We start from the raw sequence: 16,462 nt of genomic DNA, 5'->3' as shown, positions 1-16,462 counted from the left end.
AGCGATGCCGGTGTCGCTCCGTCCGCGCCAGGACACCGTCATGACTCATCCCGCCAATGGGGGATACGGGAGAATGCACTGATGACTGGCGGTATCCGCCGTACCAACCCGGAGGGGGCAGCCGCGACCGGTTTACGCCCCAGGCACGCTGTGTCGGCCCCTGCCGACCGGCGCTCGGGCGAGCGACCTGACGGACCACGGCCGCGAACCCCCGAGTCGGACATCGACCTCGTCATGCGGATCCGGCGCGGTGAGCGGGATGCTTTCGACGCCGTCTACCAGCACTATGCCGACGACGTCTTCTCGATGTGCCTGCTCATCCTGGGGGAGGCCGAGGTCGCCCAGGCAGCTGCGGGCACGGCGTTCGCCCTGGTGGCCCGAACGCGGCTGGCCACCCTCGGCGATGCCACCCGGCTGCGCTCATGGTTACTGGAGCTGGCCCGCGGCAGCGCTTTGGCGTGGTCCGGCTCGCCCCAGGCCCGCCGTGGCCCGATACAGCACGCGGTGGCGCCCGAGGAGATGCTCGCGAAGGTTCGGATCACTCCGGCGCCCGCACGGCTGCGGGAAGGACTCGTCCGCACCTTCGACCGCGCCGCGACGGCTGCCGACGGCACCGCCTCGTCGTCCCGAGCGCAGGCACCGGTGCAAGCTCAGACATCGGTGCCAGCTCAGACATCGGTGCCAGCTCAGACATCGGTGCCGGACGTACCCGCGGGCACCGCGAGCAGTGGAGCGGGTGACCCCGACGACACGCCGACAGCCATTGTGCTCCCCGCCACCCGTCCCAGTGGAAGCTCCCCCAAGCCGAACGACCGGCGTGTCCGGCCCACGGTAACGGTCGCCGCGTCGCTGCTCCTCGCCGTCGTGGGCATCGCCGCCGCGATCAACTGGCCCACCGCGGCTGAGGTCGGCGTCCCCTACGCCGATGTCGCGCTCGGCCCGGCGACGCCGGGACCAAGACCTCCCGCCACCGACCGGAACCAGACTGTAATGATCATTCCGACGGTCGCCGGTGAGTTCGCCAGGCGGCTGTCCGGCCAGCGGACCGAACCGACCGTGCCTGAGGTCGACGGCGCGAACCAGATGGTTCTGGTGGCCCAGCGATCCACCGCCGAGGCGATCAGGCCGCAGGCCGCACCCGAGCCAGGTCCACCCAATATGATCGGCTCGCTGTCACGAGCGACCGCGAGACCGGTGGCAGCGGCACCCACAACACCGGCAGAGCGCTCCGCGACAAACGCACCGCCTTCCGGCGCCGAACCGCCGTCAACGCCACCGGCCACGCCAACACAACCGACGATCCCCTCGGCCACTCCCGACGCTGCCACGTCGGCGACGACCGTGCCGACGTCGGGGACCACCGCCGCCGGCGCGGAGCAGCTCACGCAACCAGACTCCGTCGTCGGCCTTCAGCCGGTCTGACCAGAGCCTGTCGACTACCGCACCTGGTAGAACAGGGTGGTCACATACTGATCGAAATCGTTCACGCGCAGCGTCAGCCGCAGCTGCCACGTCCCGGGCAGCGGCACCTGCATCGCCTGGGCGATCGCGTGGCCCGGTGCCACCTGGGTGAGCGACACCGGGAGCGGCCCGACCCCGGCGTCAGGCAGTGACAGCTGCGCCGACGCGTCCGCGAGCGGCGCGACCTTCCCCACCGGGTCGAAGGTGTAGATGTGCAGGGTCTGCGGCCCGTGCCTGGTCGGGCTGATGTCGACCTGGACGGTGAGCGGCCCGGCGAACACCGTGTCGGCGAACGGCGGCACATATGACGTCCGCGCCGGAATGGAGTTGACCAGTACGGCCGTCACCGCGAGTACCACTGCGGCCAATCCGGCCTCGAACATCACCCCACGACGCAACCCGGTGACCGCACGCTCGGTGACCACAGGCTCGGTGACCGCAGGCTTAGTGGCTTGGAGCCGCCCCTGGGCACCGGTCGATGACGACCCGGGCGGACGTGCGGCCGCGCCGGCACCCGTGTCCGAGCGACTCGCCGCCAGGGCCGCGACGACCGGCCGGTAGTGGCGCACGACCCATCTGTGCGCGAGCCAGCCGATTCCGAGCATCAGCGCGACGAACCACACCTTCAGCAGCAGCAGACGGCCGTAGGCGGTGGCGGTCAGCGCCGCCAACCCCCCCACCTCCCGCCAGGTCTGATAGACCCCCGTGAGGATGATGACGCCAACTGCCGCCATCGCCGTGCGTGACCAGTGCGGCAGCACCCTGGCGAGTTCGGCGGCGCGGGCAGCGGGCACCCGGGCGTCGGGCACGCGGGCGTCCGGTCGAGCATTCCGATCATCGGCTGGACCGCGCCTGGACGTTGTGCGCAGGAAGACCACCAGCACTGCCAGGCCGCCTGTCCAGGCGGCCACTCCCAACACGTGCAGGGTCAGGTTCGTGGTCGCCAGCCACGCGTCGTCACCGACACCCGCGTGCCCGGACGCCGCCTGGGTCACGGCGACGACGAGCCCCAGACCACCCAGCTCCGCGATGGCCCGGCGGCCGCTGAGCACGATCGCGCGCAGCAGCGGTACCGCGAGCAGCAGCGCGAGGATGCGCAGCAGCACCAGATGTCCGAACCTGGTGTGCAACGTCGTTGACAATGGCGCCCATTGCGTGAGCGCGGACAGCCCCTGACCCGCACCGTAGGGACCCTGTACCAGCAACAGGCCGACAGCGCCGGCGAGCGTCACTCCCCATCCCGTCCACAGCAGCCGGCTCGGACCAGTCCGTTGCAGCCCGGCCGGCCAGAGTGCCACCAGGAAGAAGCCCGCACCGAGCAGGACGGACAGCCCGGCGAACGCCACGAAACGGATGACGCCGGCCAGCACGCTGACGCCTGCCGAACCGCTGTTGGTGGACACGGCCGCCGCGGCGGCGGCGTCCGGGGCCACCCCGACACCGAAGATGAATCCGCCGGCGACCGGATGGCTGTCCGCGGAGATGACGTGCCAACTGACGACATAGGTGCCGCGCGCGAGCCCGGCGGGTAGTCCGACCACGACCTGGTTGCCGGCCTGTCCATGCCGGACGTCGCCGGAATCCACCCGTTTGCCGGCCGCGGAGATGACCGTGATCGAACGCGGGTCCGTCGTCACCGACTCGCTGAAGCTGAGCATGACCGCCGACGGCGGGGCCGCCAGGGTGGACCCACCGACCGGGTCGCTGCGGTCGAGCACGGCGTGCGCCGACGCCGGACCGGCCGTCGCGACGAGTACCGCGACCAGGGCGACAAGCAGGAACCCGACCCGGCGGATGATGCGAACCTCTACCACCGCCCCAGTGTCCCTCGCGCGGTCCCGGATCCCGCTCGCTCCCCCTTCGCTCCCGTCCCGATCCGCCGGAGCGGCACCGTAGGCTTCGCGTCGATGAACGTGACCGATCAGAGCGCCCGGTTATGGCACAGGCCACCCCGCGCGCTCCTCGTTCTCGGCGCACTGGCCTGCTGGTTGATCATCGGGGCCTCGCCCGCATCGGCGCACTCTGTCAGCGGCGGCGGATCCACCAACCTGCACACGACCCTGACGGGGATGAACCCCGCCGTGGACGGCGTCACCCTCGCTTCCGTGGAGAACGGCAGCAGGGTCAGGCTGACCGTCAGCGGCAACCACACGGTGATCGTCCGGGGATACTCTGGCGAACCGTACCTACGGATCGACCCAACCGGCGTCTGGCGCAACGCGCTGTCATCCGCCACCTACCTCAACGCCAGCCGGTACGGGTCGTCGAGCCTGCCGGCCGGCAGTGACGACACCGCGCCACCCCGCTGGGAGAAGATCGGCGACAGCGGTGCCACCGTCTGGCACGACCACCGAACCCACTGGATGGGGACGCAGGACCCGCCGGTCGTCCTGGCGGCGCCCGACCGCTTCCACGAGATCTACACCTGGATGATCCCGCTGACCGTGGACGGCCGGGCGGTCAGCGTAACCGGCGCCCTCGACTGGGTTCCGGGACCGTCCCCAGCCCCGTGGGTCGTTCTCGTGATCGCGCTGGCCGCCGGGGTGGTGGCTCTCGGGCTGCTGCGACGCGCGGGTAGGGCACTGGCCGCGGCAGTGACGACCATCGTCGCGGCGGACGTCACCCACTCGGTACTGATCGCGTTCTCGCGGGCCGACAGCCGACTGTCGGGCTTCCTGCTCGGCAACACCGTGGAGATGGTCGCCTGGACCCTTGGGCTGGTCGCGGCCGTCCTGCTGGTCCGCGGGTCGACCACCGGGGTCTACCTTGCCGCGACGGCCGGCTTCGTCATCGCCATGGTCGGCGGCTTCGCTGACATCGGCCTGCTGTACCGGTCGGGTGCCCCGGTCGCGGGGCCCCTTGCCCTCGCCCGGACCCTCACCACGGTCACCATCGGCATCGGCGTCGGCCTACTCGGTGCGGTGACCGTGGTGACCCGACGCCATGGCTGGCGGGAACGGACCACGTCGGGCGAGGGCGGGCCGCAACCAGGGCCGCAACCAGGGCCGGACGTCGGAACGGAGCCGCCGACGATGCGGCCTCGCCCCGATATGGCAGGCTGACCACCGTGAACGTACGCGCGGCAGCCGTTGCCGGCGTCGCTGGAAGGCCCGCCGTCGCCATGACGACCGCGGGACGCCTCGCGCGCGCGTCCACCTTTGCCGGGTCGTCGGTCTGCCTCGCCGTCGCGGCCCACACCGCGGCCGGCGGCCACCGCCCATCCTCGACGCTGGTTGTCTGCGCATTCGGGTTGCTGACCCGCATCGCATACGGACTCGCCGGACGGGAACGGCGGTTCATCGCCGTACTGGCCGGCATCGGGCTCACCCAGCTTGCGCTGCACGTCACGTTCGCGCTCACCTCGCACGGCGCCGGGATGGCGGGTGAAGCGGTCCTCGCCGACGGCATGACGATGGCCGTTGCCCATGTCAACACGGCCGCCCTTGTCGCCGCCATGCTCGCCATGGCTGAGCGGGGGCTGTGGAACGCGGCCAGCCTGCGCGCCGCGGTCGCCGGCGCTCGTGCGCGCGCACGGACCGCCGCGGTGCTGCTACGCGCCGCCCGCTGGTTCGCAGCCGCGCTTCTTTTCCCGGTGTCCGGGACCGCGCTAGAGGTCAGGCCCTCGGCACGACGGCGCGGTAACGACCGGTCCGCGGGCTTCATGCCGCCGGCAGCCGTGGCCGGAGCCCTGTTCGTCCGCGCCGGCAGACGACGTGGACCACCGCTCGTCCGCTCGGCCAAAGCTGCCTGAACCGCCTGCGCTGCCTGAACCAACCCGGCCTTGAGCAAGACACGGGTTCCGCGGACACAGGTCTGGATGACCGAGGTTCGGGCCGGCTGCGGTCACAGCGACCGCCACTGTGGCCGCCATGGTGACCATCGGCAACCTGCCGAATACTCCTGCCACCGATTTCGCGTGCCCAGAGCACGCCTTTCGCGAGCAATCTCCTTCGAGACGATTCGAGATGATCAGCATGTCTCGCACAATCCGTGGCGCCGCCGTGCTCGGCGCCGCCCTCAGCGGCGTGATCGCCTTCGCGCTGCCGGCATCGGCACACGTCACCGTCCAGCCTCCGACGGCCGTCGCCGGTGCGTACACGACGCTGATGTTCCAGGTTCCAACCGAACGCGACGACGCGTCCACAACCAAGGTCGACGTCCAGTTCCCGAGCGACGCTCCGATCGCGTCGGTATTGATCAAAAACTTCCCCGGCTGGACCTACGAGGTCAAGAAGGTCAAACTGGACAAGCCGATCACTACGGATGACGGCACCATCTCCGAGGGCGTCAGTGAGATCATCTGGACTGCCTCGTCCGGCGACACGGCCATCAAGTCGGGCGAGTTCGCGCAGTTCGTTATCTCGGCCGGGCCGTTGCCGGACAAGCCCGGCGCGCTCGCGTTCAAGACCCTGCAGACCTACAGCGACGGCCAGGTCGTGCGATGGATCGACATCGCCCAGCCTGGACAGGCCGAGCCCGAGCACCCGGCGCCCACGCTGACCCTCACCGCCGCGAGTACCGACAGCACGGACGCGCACGGTGGCTCAGCGGCGACTACTACCGCGTCGAGCAACACCGGGACCGGGACCGGTAACACGGGGACGAGTAGCGCAACGGCGATGCAGGCCGCCTCCCAGAGCACCGACAGCTCGGACGGAACAGCTCGCGCTCTGGGTATCGCGGGCCTGGTCGTCGGGATCGCCGGGATCGGATTCGGCGCTTTCGCCCTGCGCTCCGGTCGCCGCCGAAGCACCATGCCCTAGCGCTGCGTCCCAGGGGGGGCCTCCGGGCGCGCGATCATGGTTCTGTTCGCCCGCCCGGAGGCTCCGGTCGTTCCATGATTCGGTCGTTCCATGATTCGGATGTGTCGGGATTCGGATGTGTCGGGATTTCACCGAACAAGGATGATCCGCTCCGACACATCCGGATTCCCCCTTGTTGTGATGCTCTATCGCGGACCACACTCGGACGGTGCCGGGGGCTCACAGCGCCAACAGACGCGGACTCGGTTCAGCCGAAGCCGAAGCCGAAGCCGATCACGGTCACGGTCACGGTCACGGTGGCGGCGGCGGACGCCCCGCGGCCGCCAGCCGCCGTAGCCGGATCGTCCTCGCCGTCCTGCTCGTACCGCTGTTCGCCGCAACAGCCGTCGGCGTGGGCGCGCTGTGGCCTGGTACCGGCCACCGGCCCATCCCGGACGTGTTCCGTGCTCCCGACGGCACGCCCATCACGCTGGTGAACGCGACGATCGAACGGGCGGAGCGCGGTCCGTGCGGCGGCGGAACCGTCAGCGAGGCGGCGTCACCACCACCGGCATCGGCATCGGCGACCGCATGTCTGGAGCTGACGGTCCTGATCACCAGTGGCCCGGACGCCGGCCGGACCCGACCGCTGGAACAGTCCGTCGACCCGGCTGGTCCTACCTTCAGCGCAGGGGACAAGGTCCGGCTCGGCCGGAGCACATCGCCCGGCGGCGGCGTCGACTACTATCTCAGCGACTTCCAGCGCGGCCGACCGCTGGGCATCCTCGCGCTGGTGTTCGCCCTGGTGGTCGTGGCGGTCGCCCGTTGGCGCGGGCTCGCCGCGCTGGTCGGCATGGCCCTGACCTACCTGATGCTCGTGTTCTTCCTGCTGCCGGCGCTGCTCGACGGACGGTCACCGGTGGCGGTGTCGCTGGTCAGCGCGGCGGCGGTGCTGTTCGTCCTGCTGTACCTCGCGCACGGCCCGTCCGCCCGCACCTCGTGCGCGCTGCTCGGCACGCTGGCGGGCCTCGGCCTCACCGGCGTGCTCGGATACCTGGCGATCCGGCTGACCACACTGACCGGGCTCGGCTCGGACGAGTCAGCCTCCTTGAAGGCGTTCGACGGCCGACTGAGCCTGACCGGACTGATCCTCGCCGGCCTGGTGATCGGTTCCCTCGGCCTGCTCAACGACGTGACGGTCACCCAGGCGTCGGCGGTGTGGGAACTTGCCGACGCCTCGCCGCACGCGGCGCCGCCGGAGCTCTACCGGTCAGCCATGCGAATCGGACGGGACCACATCGCATCCTCCATCTATACGATCATGATGGCGTACGCAGGCGCGGCGCTGCCCTCGCTGCTGCTGTTCACCCTCGCGGACCGCTCCGCCCTTGACGTCGTCACCGGCGACCTGGTCGCCGCGGAGGTCGTGCGGACAGCGGTCGGTGCCATCGGCCTGGTCCTGTCGGTACCGATCACCACCGGCATCGCCGCACTCGTGGCCGCCCGCCGCGCGCTCTAGGCATCCATTCCGGGCGCCCGCCTGGACAGGATGGCGCGTCGAAACGCCGGCTACCGCGGAAGAGGGCTAAATACCCCTATGGTGTGTTCGGGGTGGACGGGCCCCGGCGAGACCGGCAGACAGACGCGATCACGGCTGGGCCGCACAGGTACGCAGAGGCGGGTGGCGGGAGCACGGTGGAGCACCGTTGATGATCAATCGATCGCGCTGCTGGGTTCGCGTCCCGTGAGCCCCGTTCTCGCCTCAGGCCGAGCTGGAAACTTCGTCCGTGCGCTATTGATCATAACGATCATCGCTCTGGTGTTCCGTGAGATGTTTCTGCTGTGGTTCTTCCACACCGCTGCCTGGACGAGCCGCCCGAAGGAGATCCACTGGTGCGGGTCATGGTACGAGCTGAGCAACGAACCGGACCGCACCCAGGCAGACGCTCGCAAACTCGCCGGCGGCGCCCTCACCCAGGTAGGCCGCCTGCCGGTCTGGCGGCCGATCGTTGCCTACCGACCCTCGCGCGACTGCCCGGAGCACATCTTCGGCAAGGTTGACCAAGACCGTTACACGACCTATCTGATCAGCGGGGGCTGACACCCAACCACGGAGCAACCCTGGCTGCCGCCCCACCGAACGCCGTGTCACCGAACGCGGTGTCACCGAAGGCCGTGTCTGCGCCGGCGGACCCGGCCGCGTCCGCTGCCCGGCCGTGCTGGAGCACGTGCACCCGCGCGTGGATGGAGTTGCGTTGCTGCAGCGCGGCACGCACGGCCCGATGAAGGCCATCCTCAAGGTAGAGCCGGTCGTCCCACTCCACGACATGCGGGAACAGGTCCCCATAGAAGGTCGAGTCCTCGTCGAGGAGGACGTCAAGCGCGAGCACCCGCTTCGTTGTGATCAGTTGGTCCAGCCGGACCTGGCGCGGTGGGATAGCGGCCCATTCCCGCTGACTCAGGCCATGGTCAGGATACGGGCGGCCATCACCCACAGATCTAAAGATCAACTAACACCTCCTCGACGAAGGCACACCTTCGCGGAACACCTGACAGCCTAGAATCCTCCGCCGACCCAGCGGATCGCGACCACCCTCCACATCGGTTGTCTCTACATCGCTGTGGATCGACAGAGGAACCAAGAATCAACATTTTTCGCAACAAACCCAATCCAACAATACCTATCATGTGAACCAAGCAGTGCTGAAACCGTTCACCACTTGTGGACAAAATTAAGTTAACCTAACTTCAATACAACGAAACTGACCCAGGCCGAGGGGAAGGCCCTGCCGGCACGCGTCGACATACCCGGGCCGCACGGTGAGCGACTCGTGCTTGCCGGTTCCCTGCGCCATGTTCCCGGCCCTGCGATGGATGTCATTGCGTGGCTTACCGGACCGGGTCACAGCGATCCGCACCCGACGATCATCGCGCCCGGATGTGAGCACCGTGTAACCGCTCTGGCGATATCGGTCACCGATGCCATCCTGTGCCTGCCCGATGGCACCAGGACAGGCATCGACCTCACCGCGTATGCGCTGGCAGAGCCGGACCTGATCGCGGCCTATACACCCGAACTGGTCGCGCACCTCAACGCCGCTCGCCCCTAGGAACTCCGTCGGTTGCTGCGGATCGTCTAACCTGACGCCCGGCTCGCGCCCCCAGCGGTACGGACGACTGCTTGTGTCCACAGGCCGGCTGTCCACAGATCCGCCGAGCCAGGAGATCCGGACCTGCCCGTGTCCGCATAATCGGGATCGCGCACCGTTGTCGTACCCATGCGGGAGGTCCGGATGCTCCACAGGATGAGAACCCGCCTGACCCTGGTCACCACTCTGCTCACCGCCACACTCGGCGTGATCGTACTGGTGGCCACCGGATGTTCCGGCGACTCCCAGAAAGCTGCACCCACCGGCGGCACAGGGGCTACCGCGGGAGCCGCGCCGGCCACCGGGGCGGCTTCGCCCGCCGGCAACCAGGGCACTGTGGACAGCGCCGTCGCCAGCAGGACGACCAGTTTCCGCGCTCCGGGCGGCGGCGCGGGAACCATCGACGTCGGCTTCGTCGGCCTGAAGGTGGACGGACGCCTGGCAACACTCACCGTTGTGTGGACACCGAGGTACGCCAGTTCCCCGCAGAACAAGGAGATTTCGGTGTTCGACATGTTCGCGGCGCACAGTCCGGCGATGACCCTCGTCGACAGCGTCAACCTGAGGCGCTACTTCGTCGTGCAGGACAGCCACAATCTCGAACTCGGCGCCAACGGTCCGAGGACGAAGACGGTCAACAACACCCCGGTCAGCGCCTCGTACACCTTCGCGGCACCACCGGTGGACGTACGGACCGTCGACGTCTACGCCGATGATCGCCTGCTGTTCGACGACGCCCCGGTCGGCCGGTGACGCCCGCCACCGGGCCAACGCGCGATGGCGGCACACCGAATCGGCGGGATCCGACCGCTACGGTCGCCACACGGGTTGTCACACGGGTTGTCACACGGGTTACCATCCAGGTCACAGCGCTGGTCGCCGTGGCAGTCGCCGCCGTGGGTACCACCGCCGTGGTTGTCGCCCTGGCCACTGGAGCCACCTTCTCGGTCGGCACACCGGGCGCCTGGGCCGCGCCGGCGCCTCCCGCACCCGTGGAGACAGTGAGCGATCAGGCCATCGCCGAATCGGTCCTGCAGATCGACCTGGTGGATGCGGTCCGTCCGATCAATGTCGACAAGGCTGTCCTCGCGCTGCGGACCGAGCGCCATGACGGCTCCGGGGTGGCCGTGACCATCAGCTCGGATGTGTTGTTCGCCTTCGACTCCGCCGAGCTGACCGATGCGGCCCGCAGCCAGCTCACCGACATCGCCCCGCAGATCGGTAACGCCAAGGGGACGGTCGCAGTCAACGGCTACACCGACAGCACCGGCACGCCCGCGTACAACGTCATCCTGTCCCAACGACGGGCGAACGCGGTCGCGGACCTGCTGCGCCCGAAAGCCCCCGGCGATGTGCTGGTCACCGCTACCGGACAGGGCTCGGCCAACCCGGTGACCCCGAACACCAACCCGGACGGCTCGGACAACAGCCCCGGCCGCGCCCAGAACCGCCGCGTGACCATCACCTACCGCACATCATGATCAATCATGCCGCCAGCCGCCAGCCGCCAGCCGCCGCGCACGGTCGCGATCCGCTGCCGGGACTCGACAGAAACGATCTTTCTAGGTTTGTAAGATCAACAGGGCTGTTTTCGGCACACAAACCTCGAAAGATCACTGATCTTCGACAGGTCGCCGCAGCGGCGGGTCGTATCCACCCGAACAGGTGATGTCGCCAGCGTGGTCACAGTCCGCTATGCGTTGCACGCGCAATGGCCGTACCGTCTCGAAGCATGACCGAGGCAATGCGGGGGCTGTCGGGCGGCACATACAGCACACCGGACGCACCGGTGAAAACCGCCGGGGAACGACCAGCGAGCAAGGCCGCCGAGCGACTGATCGAAGTGGACGTCCGGAGCCGGCCGGCCGGAATACCCGGTGCATCCGGTGCATCCGGTGCATCCGAAAGACCGGAAACTCCCGAGACCGCAGGGCCGGCCGTGGTCTTCGACCGGGCCACTGTCGCCTATGACCGGACTCCGGTCCTGACCACCGTCCACGGAACCGTCGAGACCGGCCACGCCGTCGCCGTGATCGGCCCGAACGGTGCCGGAAAATCAACCTTGATCAAAGCTGTCCTCGGGCTGGCGCCGGTGACCGGCGGATCGGTCACCGTGTTCGGTCAACAACCGACCCGGGCCCGCCGTCGGATCGCATACGTGCCGCAGACCGAGACCCTTGACGCCAAGGTTCGGGTAACCGTCACCCAGATCGTCCTGATGGGACGGTACCGGTGGATCGGATGGGTGCGGCGACCCACCTTCACCGACCGGGCGGCGGCCGCCCGGGCACTGGCGACAGTCGGACTCGCCGATCATGCCCGCGACTGTTTCGGGACGCTGTCGAGCGCCCAGCGCCAACGGGTGATGCTCGCCCGTGCCATCGCGCAGCAGCCACGCCTGCTGCTGCTTGACGAGCCGTTTACCGAGGTTGACGTGTTCTGCCAGGCCGCTCTGTTGTCCACGCTCGCAACCATGCGGGCAGGCGGCACCAGCGTCGTGATCTCGACCCGTGATCTGGCGCTCGCACATCTGACCTGCGATGACGTGTTCCTGCTCAACGACCCTCAGGTGACTTTCGGCCCCACCGCGTCCACCCTGACCCACCACAGGCTCACGGCCGCATTCGGTGGCAGCGAGATGGCACCACTGCAAGAGGCAACAATTGCAGCCCAGTGACATCCACTTCGACTTCGACCACTTCGACTTCAACCACTACGACTTCACTATGCAACCGGGCGGTTTCGACCCGTAGTAGACACACCGGAGTCCAGCCGGATGTCGGTGAGCTCGGCCCGGTCCGCGCCACGATGGCGGGCATCCGATGACGGGCATCCGATGACGGGCATTATTGACGGTGCTGCGGGTGCAAGGAGGGATGTGTTGTGACTATGGGTCGTCCGGTGTCTCTTGGTGGTCAATCGGATGCGTTTGCAGAGCGGGCCATTCGGGTGACGACGGTTGCGGCCGTCACCCTGGTCGCGGCGGTGGCGGCCTTCGTCTCCTACCGCCACATGCGCGGCGTCGCGGTTGGACACGGCGAGGACTCCATGACGGCGGCGGTGCTGCCGTTCAGCGTGGACGGCATGATCGTAGCCGCATCCATGACCATGCTGGCGGATCGCCGCACGGGACGGCGCCGTTCCGGGCTGTCCTACGCGCTCCTTACGTTGGGTGCATGTGCGTCACTGGCCGCAAACGTCCTGCATGCGGAACCCACCCTGACAGCCCGGGTCATCGCGGCATGGCCACCGCTGGCGCTGCTCGGCTCCTATGAACTGCTCATGCGCCAGATCCATCCCACTGGCTCCAACCCCGCCGCTCACCACGAGGCCAGGGGCGTCACGGGCGTCACGGGCGTTGCCGCACGGCGCCTCGCGGATGCCGGCGGCACAGCAAGCATTCCCAGCCCGCGCGCGGAGCAGTCCACGGTCGGACGGTCGCCGCTGTTTCTCGCCCCCGCCCCGGTGCCGACGCCAGATCCCGCCGACGCCATCGATCTGGCGGATCTGGCGGATCTGGCGGATCTGGCGGACCCCGTGGAGCCGGCCGATGCAGCCGATCTGGTCGATCTGCCCGGTGGACACCGTCCGGGCATGCATGAGGCCGGTGCGGAGGATGAGGCCGGTGCGGAGGATGAGGCCGACCTGCACGACGCTGCCGCGCAGGCGTCCGGTCCGGAGTCCCCGGGGCTGGACACCACCGGAAAGCGCGACGCCATCATCCACGCGCTGGAACAGACCGGCGGATCGGCATCGCAGGCCTCGGCCCTGCTCGCCGCCCGCGGCATCAGCGTCAGCAAAAGCTGGGTTTACCAGGTCCGTAAGGAGACCCATTTCGCCGATCTCGACACCGGCCCGCTGCCGCTGCCGGTGCCGGTGCGCCATCCTGTCCGTCTTGGCCGCGGGCTGGGCCGCGGTCTCACCCCCGATCTGCCCCGCAACACCTGACTGCGCACTGACCCCGCACTGACCCCGCAGCACCTGGCCCGACTCCCCTGGCCAGGGTGAGAAAATCCGGTGGACGGCGCGCCTACCCTTGGCAGATGGAGTTCACCCAGTCCGACAAACTCGCCGACGTCTGCTATGACGTCCGGGGTCCCGTCCTCGACCAGGCGACGCGGTTGGAAGCCGAGGGTCAGCGCATCCTGAAGCTGAACATCGGCAACCCCGCGCCGTTCGGGTTCGCCGCCCCACCGGCGGTTCTCCAGGCAGTGATACACAGCCTCGCCGACGCGCAGGGTTACAGCGACTCCAAGGGCCTGCCATCCGCACGAGCGGCCGTGGTCCGGTACGCGACCGGTAAGGGTATCGCCAGTATCGACACCGACGACGTCTACCTCGGTAACGGCGTCTCAGAATTGATTATGATGTCGTTGCAGGCGCTGCTCAACGACGGCGACGAGGTGCTGCTCCCGGCACCGGACTACCCGCTGTGGACAGCGGTGGTCAGCCTCTGCGGCGGCCGGCCCGTCCACTACATGTGCGACGAATCCGCCGACTGGACGCCCGACGTCGACGACATCGCCGGCAAAATCACCGCCAGGACGCGGGCAATCGTGGTGATCAACCCGAACAACCCGACCGGCGCCGTCTACAGTCGTGAGGTCCTCGCCGGCATCATCGAGATCGCCCGCCGACACAACCTTATGATCTTCTCTGACGAGATCTACGACCGGATCCTGTATGACGACGCCGAGCACGTCTCCACCGCGGCGCTCGCCCCGGATGTCATGTGTGTGACGTTCAACGGGCTGTCGAAGGCGTACCGCCTCGCCGGCTTCCGCTCCGGCTGGATGGTTCTTTCCGGTCCACGTATGCATGCTTCCAGTTATGTCGAAGGCCTCAACATCCTGGCGAACATGCGGCTGTGCGCCAACGTCCCGGGCCAGTACGCGATGCAGGCCGCGCTTGCGGATGACGGTGGCGCCGGCGATCTCGTCCTGCCCGGTGGTCGGCTGCACGAGCAGCGCGACGTGGTGTGGAAACTGCTCAACGATATTCCCGGCATATCGTGCGTAAAGCCACGTGGAGCGCTGTATGCGTTCCCACGTATCGATTCCGCCGTTCACCCGATCGTCGATGACGAACGGCTCGTCCTGGACCTGCTTCTGGCCGAGAAGATTCTCGTCGTGCAGGGCACCGGCTTCAACTGGCCCAGACCCGACCACATCCGGATAGTCACCCTGCCCGGTGTGGACGATCTCACCGACGCGGTCGGCCGTATCGGCAGGTTCCTCGCGACCTACGCACAGCGCTGATGGCAGGGTGATCTACGACCACGACTGTGGCCCCTTTGTCAGCTCCCGGACCTGCCGTGCGGTGAGAGAGTGGACGCTGTGTCCAGTGCCGAATCCAGCCAACCCGCGCCGACCCCGGCACCAGGCGGCCCAGGCGGCCCAAGCGGCCCAAGCGGCCCGGCCGGTAACAGACGGTCCGCGCTCGGCCGGGGAACAACCGTCCGGGCCACCCGTCAGGGCGATGCCGTCTCCGCCGCGCTCGCCGAGATCGACGCCTTCACCAGCGCCCAGGACCTGCACGCGCACCTGCGCGACTCCGGCCAGCCCGTCGGCCTGACCACCGTCTACCGGCATCTGCAGGTCCTCGCCGACCGTGGCGAGGTCGACGTACTGCGGCGCGACGACGGTGAGACCCTCTACCGCCGCTGTGCCACCGACAGCCATCACCATCATCTGGTGTGCCGCCACTGCGGACGGACCGTCGAGGTCGAAGGACCCGAAATCGAGGCGTGGACGGACCGCGTCGCGACGGCCGCGGGCTTCACCGACGTGGCCCACACCCTGGAGATCTATGGCACCTGCACCACCTGCGCGGCCAGCCCGGACTGACCGGGACCGACCGGGACCGACCTACTCCGGGCCGTGCCTCGGCGGCTCAGCCGCGAGATCCGCGCATGTGCGGAGCTGATCCCAGGCGCTGCGGGCGGCCGAGGCCTGCGCACCAGCCAGCGGCACCGGTACGCCGTCGGCGATCCGGGCCGGCATCCACTCCGCCGCGGTGACCGCTCGTCCGGCGACTGTCAGTGTGAGCACACCAGACATGGTGTTCGGGCCGTCCCCGGACGCATAGAAGACCAAGTTGCCCAGGCCGTAATCGACATACACACCGTCGGGCCCCCAACCGCCGCCGAGCTGCACATGCGTGTGCGACCCGACGATCACATCCGCGCCGGCCTCGACAAGTTGTGGCACCAACGCCCGCTGTGCCGGTGTCGGGCAGGATGCGCGTTCCACACCCCAGTGCAGGTAGACGATCACAGTGTCGCTTCCGCTACGGGCGGCCCGGACGGCCGCCAGCAGCCGTGGGATGTTCTTCGCGCTGGCCAGGCCCGGCTTGCCGGGTCCGGCCGTCCAGTCCGAAGCCAGCTCGTCGTCAATCACCTGGGTCGCGCCGATGACGGCGATCCGCTGGCCCTTCACGGTCGTACGCACAGGGGCGTAGGCCTGCGCGTCATCGAGGCCGATCCCGACGATCGGGAATCCGGCGGACCGGGCACCGGCGATGGTGTCACGCAGACCGTCCACGCCGTAGTCCATGCCGTGGTTGTTCGCCAGGGTGGCGACATCGACGCCGGCGGCCCGCAGCGCGACGAACGCCGACGATGGCGCGCGGAAGACAAAGGCCTTGTGAACCGGTGTACCAGCAGTGGTCACCGCCGTCTCCAGGTTGACCATCGCCAGGTCGGCGCGACTCAGCGCCTGCGCGATCGGCCCGAGCGCGGTGGCGGGATCAGCGGCCAGGCGGGCCCCGGACCTACCCGCGAAGTGCACGTCCCCACCGAAGGCGATCGTGATCGGACTGCCCGTCGGACGCCGTCCGGACACGCCCACCGGACCGGACGGCGGGCTGGGAGGCGCCGTCCCCGCTGGAGCGCCGGCTACCGGCCCCGCGGAGGACACGATCAACCCCGTGCCGTCGAGGGCCGGTACCGTCGCCGCCGGGACGCCGCCCGCCGACGGTGGACCGGACCCGCCGCACGCCAGCAGTGTCCAGACCGCCAGCATCCACGCCAACAACATCCACGGCGACAGCAGCCACACCAGCGGCAGCCACACCAGCGGCATCCGCACGCCAGCACGTCCCACCGCAGCG

General features: G+C 68.8%; 15 protein-coding genes and 1 pseudogene. 13 read left to right on the top strand and 3 right to left on the bottom strand.

Annotation, left to right across the window (positions count from 1 at the left end; genetic code table 11):
• Positions 1-234: 234 nt before the first annotated feature.
• Entirely contained in the window at positions 235-1,422 is a 1,188-nt protein-coding gene (locus U9983_RS04800; RefSeq protein WP_322752853.1) for an RNA polymerase subunit sigma-24, read from the top strand.
• Between the two features lie 14 nt (positions 1,423-1,436).
• On the opposite strand, the gene U9983_RS04795 is transcribed toward U9983_RS04800, so the two are convergent.
• A complete protein-coding gene (locus tag U9983_RS04795; protein ID WP_322752852.1) occupies positions 1,437-3,275 on the bottom strand; it encodes a copper resistance protein CopC in 1,839 nt (612 codons plus the stop codon).
• Between the two features lie 93 nt (positions 3,276-3,368).
• Between U9983_RS04795 and U9983_RS04790 the strand changes: the two genes are divergently transcribed.
• From U9983_RS04790 to U9983_RS04770, 5 genes are all read left to right on the top strand, one after another.
• Positions 3,369-4,523: a hypothetical protein gene (locus tag U9983_RS04790; RefSeq protein WP_322752851.1), complete on the top strand. Its 1,155-nt coding sequence runs from the start codon at positions 3,369-3,371 to the stop codon at positions 4,521-4,523.
• A 5-nt stretch (positions 4,524-4,528) separates the two neighbouring features.
• Positions 4,529-5,212, top strand: coding sequence for a hypothetical protein (locus U9983_RS04785; RefSeq protein WP_322752850.1), 684 nt, complete (start codon positions 4,529-4,531; stop codon positions 5,210-5,212).
• 223 nt (positions 5,213-5,435) lie between these two features.
• Positions 5,436-6,224 (top strand): YcnI family protein, encoded by a 789-nt coding sequence (locus U9983_RS04780; RefSeq protein WP_322752849.1) that lies wholly within the window; start codon positions 5,436-5,438, stop codon positions 6,222-6,224.
• A gap of 208 nt (positions 6,225-6,432) precedes the next feature.
• Positions 6,433-7,722, top strand: a complete 1,290-nt coding sequence (locus tag U9983_RS04775; protein WP_322752848.1) for a YibE/F family protein — start codon at positions 6,433-6,435, stop codon at positions 7,720-7,722.
• A gap of 225 nt (positions 7,723-7,947) precedes the next feature.
• The gene (locus tag U9983_RS04770; protein WP_322750542.1) at positions 7,948-8,304 is read left to right on the top strand and encodes a hypothetical protein; all 357 of its coding nucleotides are present in this window, start codon (positions 7,948-7,950) and stop codon (positions 8,302-8,304) included.
• Between the two features lie 121 nt (positions 8,305-8,425).
• Here the strand turns inward: U9983_RS04770 and U9983_RS04765 are convergent.
• Positions 8,426-8,713, bottom strand: a pseudogene (locus tag U9983_RS04765) (type II toxin-antitoxin system VapB family antitoxin); the annotation flags it as partial.
• 321 nt (positions 8,714-9,034) lie between these two features.
• Between U9983_RS04765 and U9983_RS04760 the strand changes: the two are divergent.
• The 7 genes from U9983_RS04760 (at position 9,035) to U9983_RS04730 (ending at position 15,198) form a co-directional block, all read left to right on the top strand.
• Positions 9,035-9,313, top strand: coding sequence for a hypothetical protein (locus U9983_RS04760; protein ID WP_322752847.1), 279 nt, complete (start codon positions 9,035-9,037; stop codon positions 9,311-9,313).
• Positions 9,314-9,508: 195 nt separating this feature from the next.
• Positions 9,509-10,105, top strand: coding sequence for a hypothetical protein (locus U9983_RS04755; RefSeq protein WP_322752846.1), 597 nt, complete (start codon positions 9,509-9,511; stop codon positions 10,103-10,105).
• A gap of 128 nt (positions 10,106-10,233) precedes the next feature.
• The gene (locus tag U9983_RS04750; RefSeq protein WP_322752845.1) at positions 10,234-10,833 is read left to right on the top strand and encodes an OmpA family protein; all 600 of its coding nucleotides are present in this window, start codon (positions 10,234-10,236) and stop codon (positions 10,831-10,833) included.
• Between the two features lie 251 nt (positions 10,834-11,084).
• Complete coding sequence (locus tag U9983_RS04745; RefSeq protein ID WP_322752844.1) at positions 11,085-12,029, top strand: metal ABC transporter ATP-binding protein; 945 nt, start codon at positions 11,085-11,087, stop codon at positions 12,027-12,029.
• A gap of 272 nt (positions 12,030-12,301) precedes the next feature.
• On the top strand, positions 12,302-13,300 hold the full coding sequence (locus tag U9983_RS04740; RefSeq protein ID WP_322752843.1) for a DUF2637 domain-containing protein: 999 nt from the start codon (positions 12,302-12,304) through the stop codon (positions 13,298-13,300).
• Between the two features lie 95 nt (positions 13,301-13,395).
• Positions 13,396-14,610 (top strand): pyridoxal phosphate-dependent aminotransferase, encoded by a 1,215-nt coding sequence (locus U9983_RS04735; RefSeq protein WP_322750711.1) that lies wholly within the window; start codon positions 13,396-13,398, stop codon positions 14,608-14,610.
• Between the two features lie 69 nt (positions 14,611-14,679).
• A complete protein-coding gene (locus tag U9983_RS04730; protein ID WP_416211272.1) occupies positions 14,680-15,198 on the top strand; it encodes a Fur family transcriptional regulator in 519 nt (172 codons plus the stop codon).
• Positions 15,199-15,219: 21 nt separating this feature from the next.
• Here U9983_RS04730 and U9983_RS04725 read toward each other — a convergent pair whose 3' ends face one another.
• Complete coding sequence (locus tag U9983_RS04725; protein WP_416211273.1) at positions 15,220-16,434, bottom strand: CapA family protein; 1,215 nt, start codon at positions 16,432-16,434, stop codon at positions 15,220-15,222.
• Between the last annotated feature and the right edge of the window lie 28 nt (positions 16,435-16,462).

Source organism: Protofrankia sp. Cas3 (assembly GCF_963555955.1).
Classification (GTDB): domain Bacteria; phylum Actinomycetota; class Actinomycetes; order Frankiales; family Frankiaceae; genus Protofrankia.
This window is presented reverse-complemented; position numbering and strand designations above follow the sequence as displayed.

Coding starts and splice junctions, on each gene's coding strand:
- U9983_RS04800 (WP_322752853.1), top strand. CDS start 235: ATGCGGATCCGGCGCGGTGAGCGGGATGCTTTCGACGCCGTCTACCAG.
- U9983_RS04790 (WP_322752851.1), top strand. CDS start 3,369: ATGAACGTGACCGATCAGAGCGCCCGGTTATGGCACAGGCCACCCCGC.
- U9983_RS04780 (WP_322752849.1), top strand. CDS start 5,436: ATGTCTCGCACAATCCGTGGCGCCGCCGTGCTCGGCGCCGCCCTCAGC.
- U9983_RS04755 (WP_322752846.1), top strand. CDS start 9,509: ATGAGAACCCGCCTGACCCTGGTCACCACTCTGCTCACCGCCACACTC.
- U9983_RS04745 (WP_322752844.1), top strand. CDS start 11,085: ATGACCGAGGCAATGCGGGGGCTGTCGGGCGGCACATACAGCACACCG.
- U9983_RS04735 (WP_322750711.1), top strand. CDS start 13,396: ATGGAGTTCACCCAGTCCGACAAACTCGCCGACGTCTGCTATGACGTC.
- U9983_RS04725 (WP_416211273.1), bottom strand. CDS start 16,434: ATGCCGCTGGTGTGGCTGCCGCTGGTGTGGCTGCTGTCGCCGTGGATG.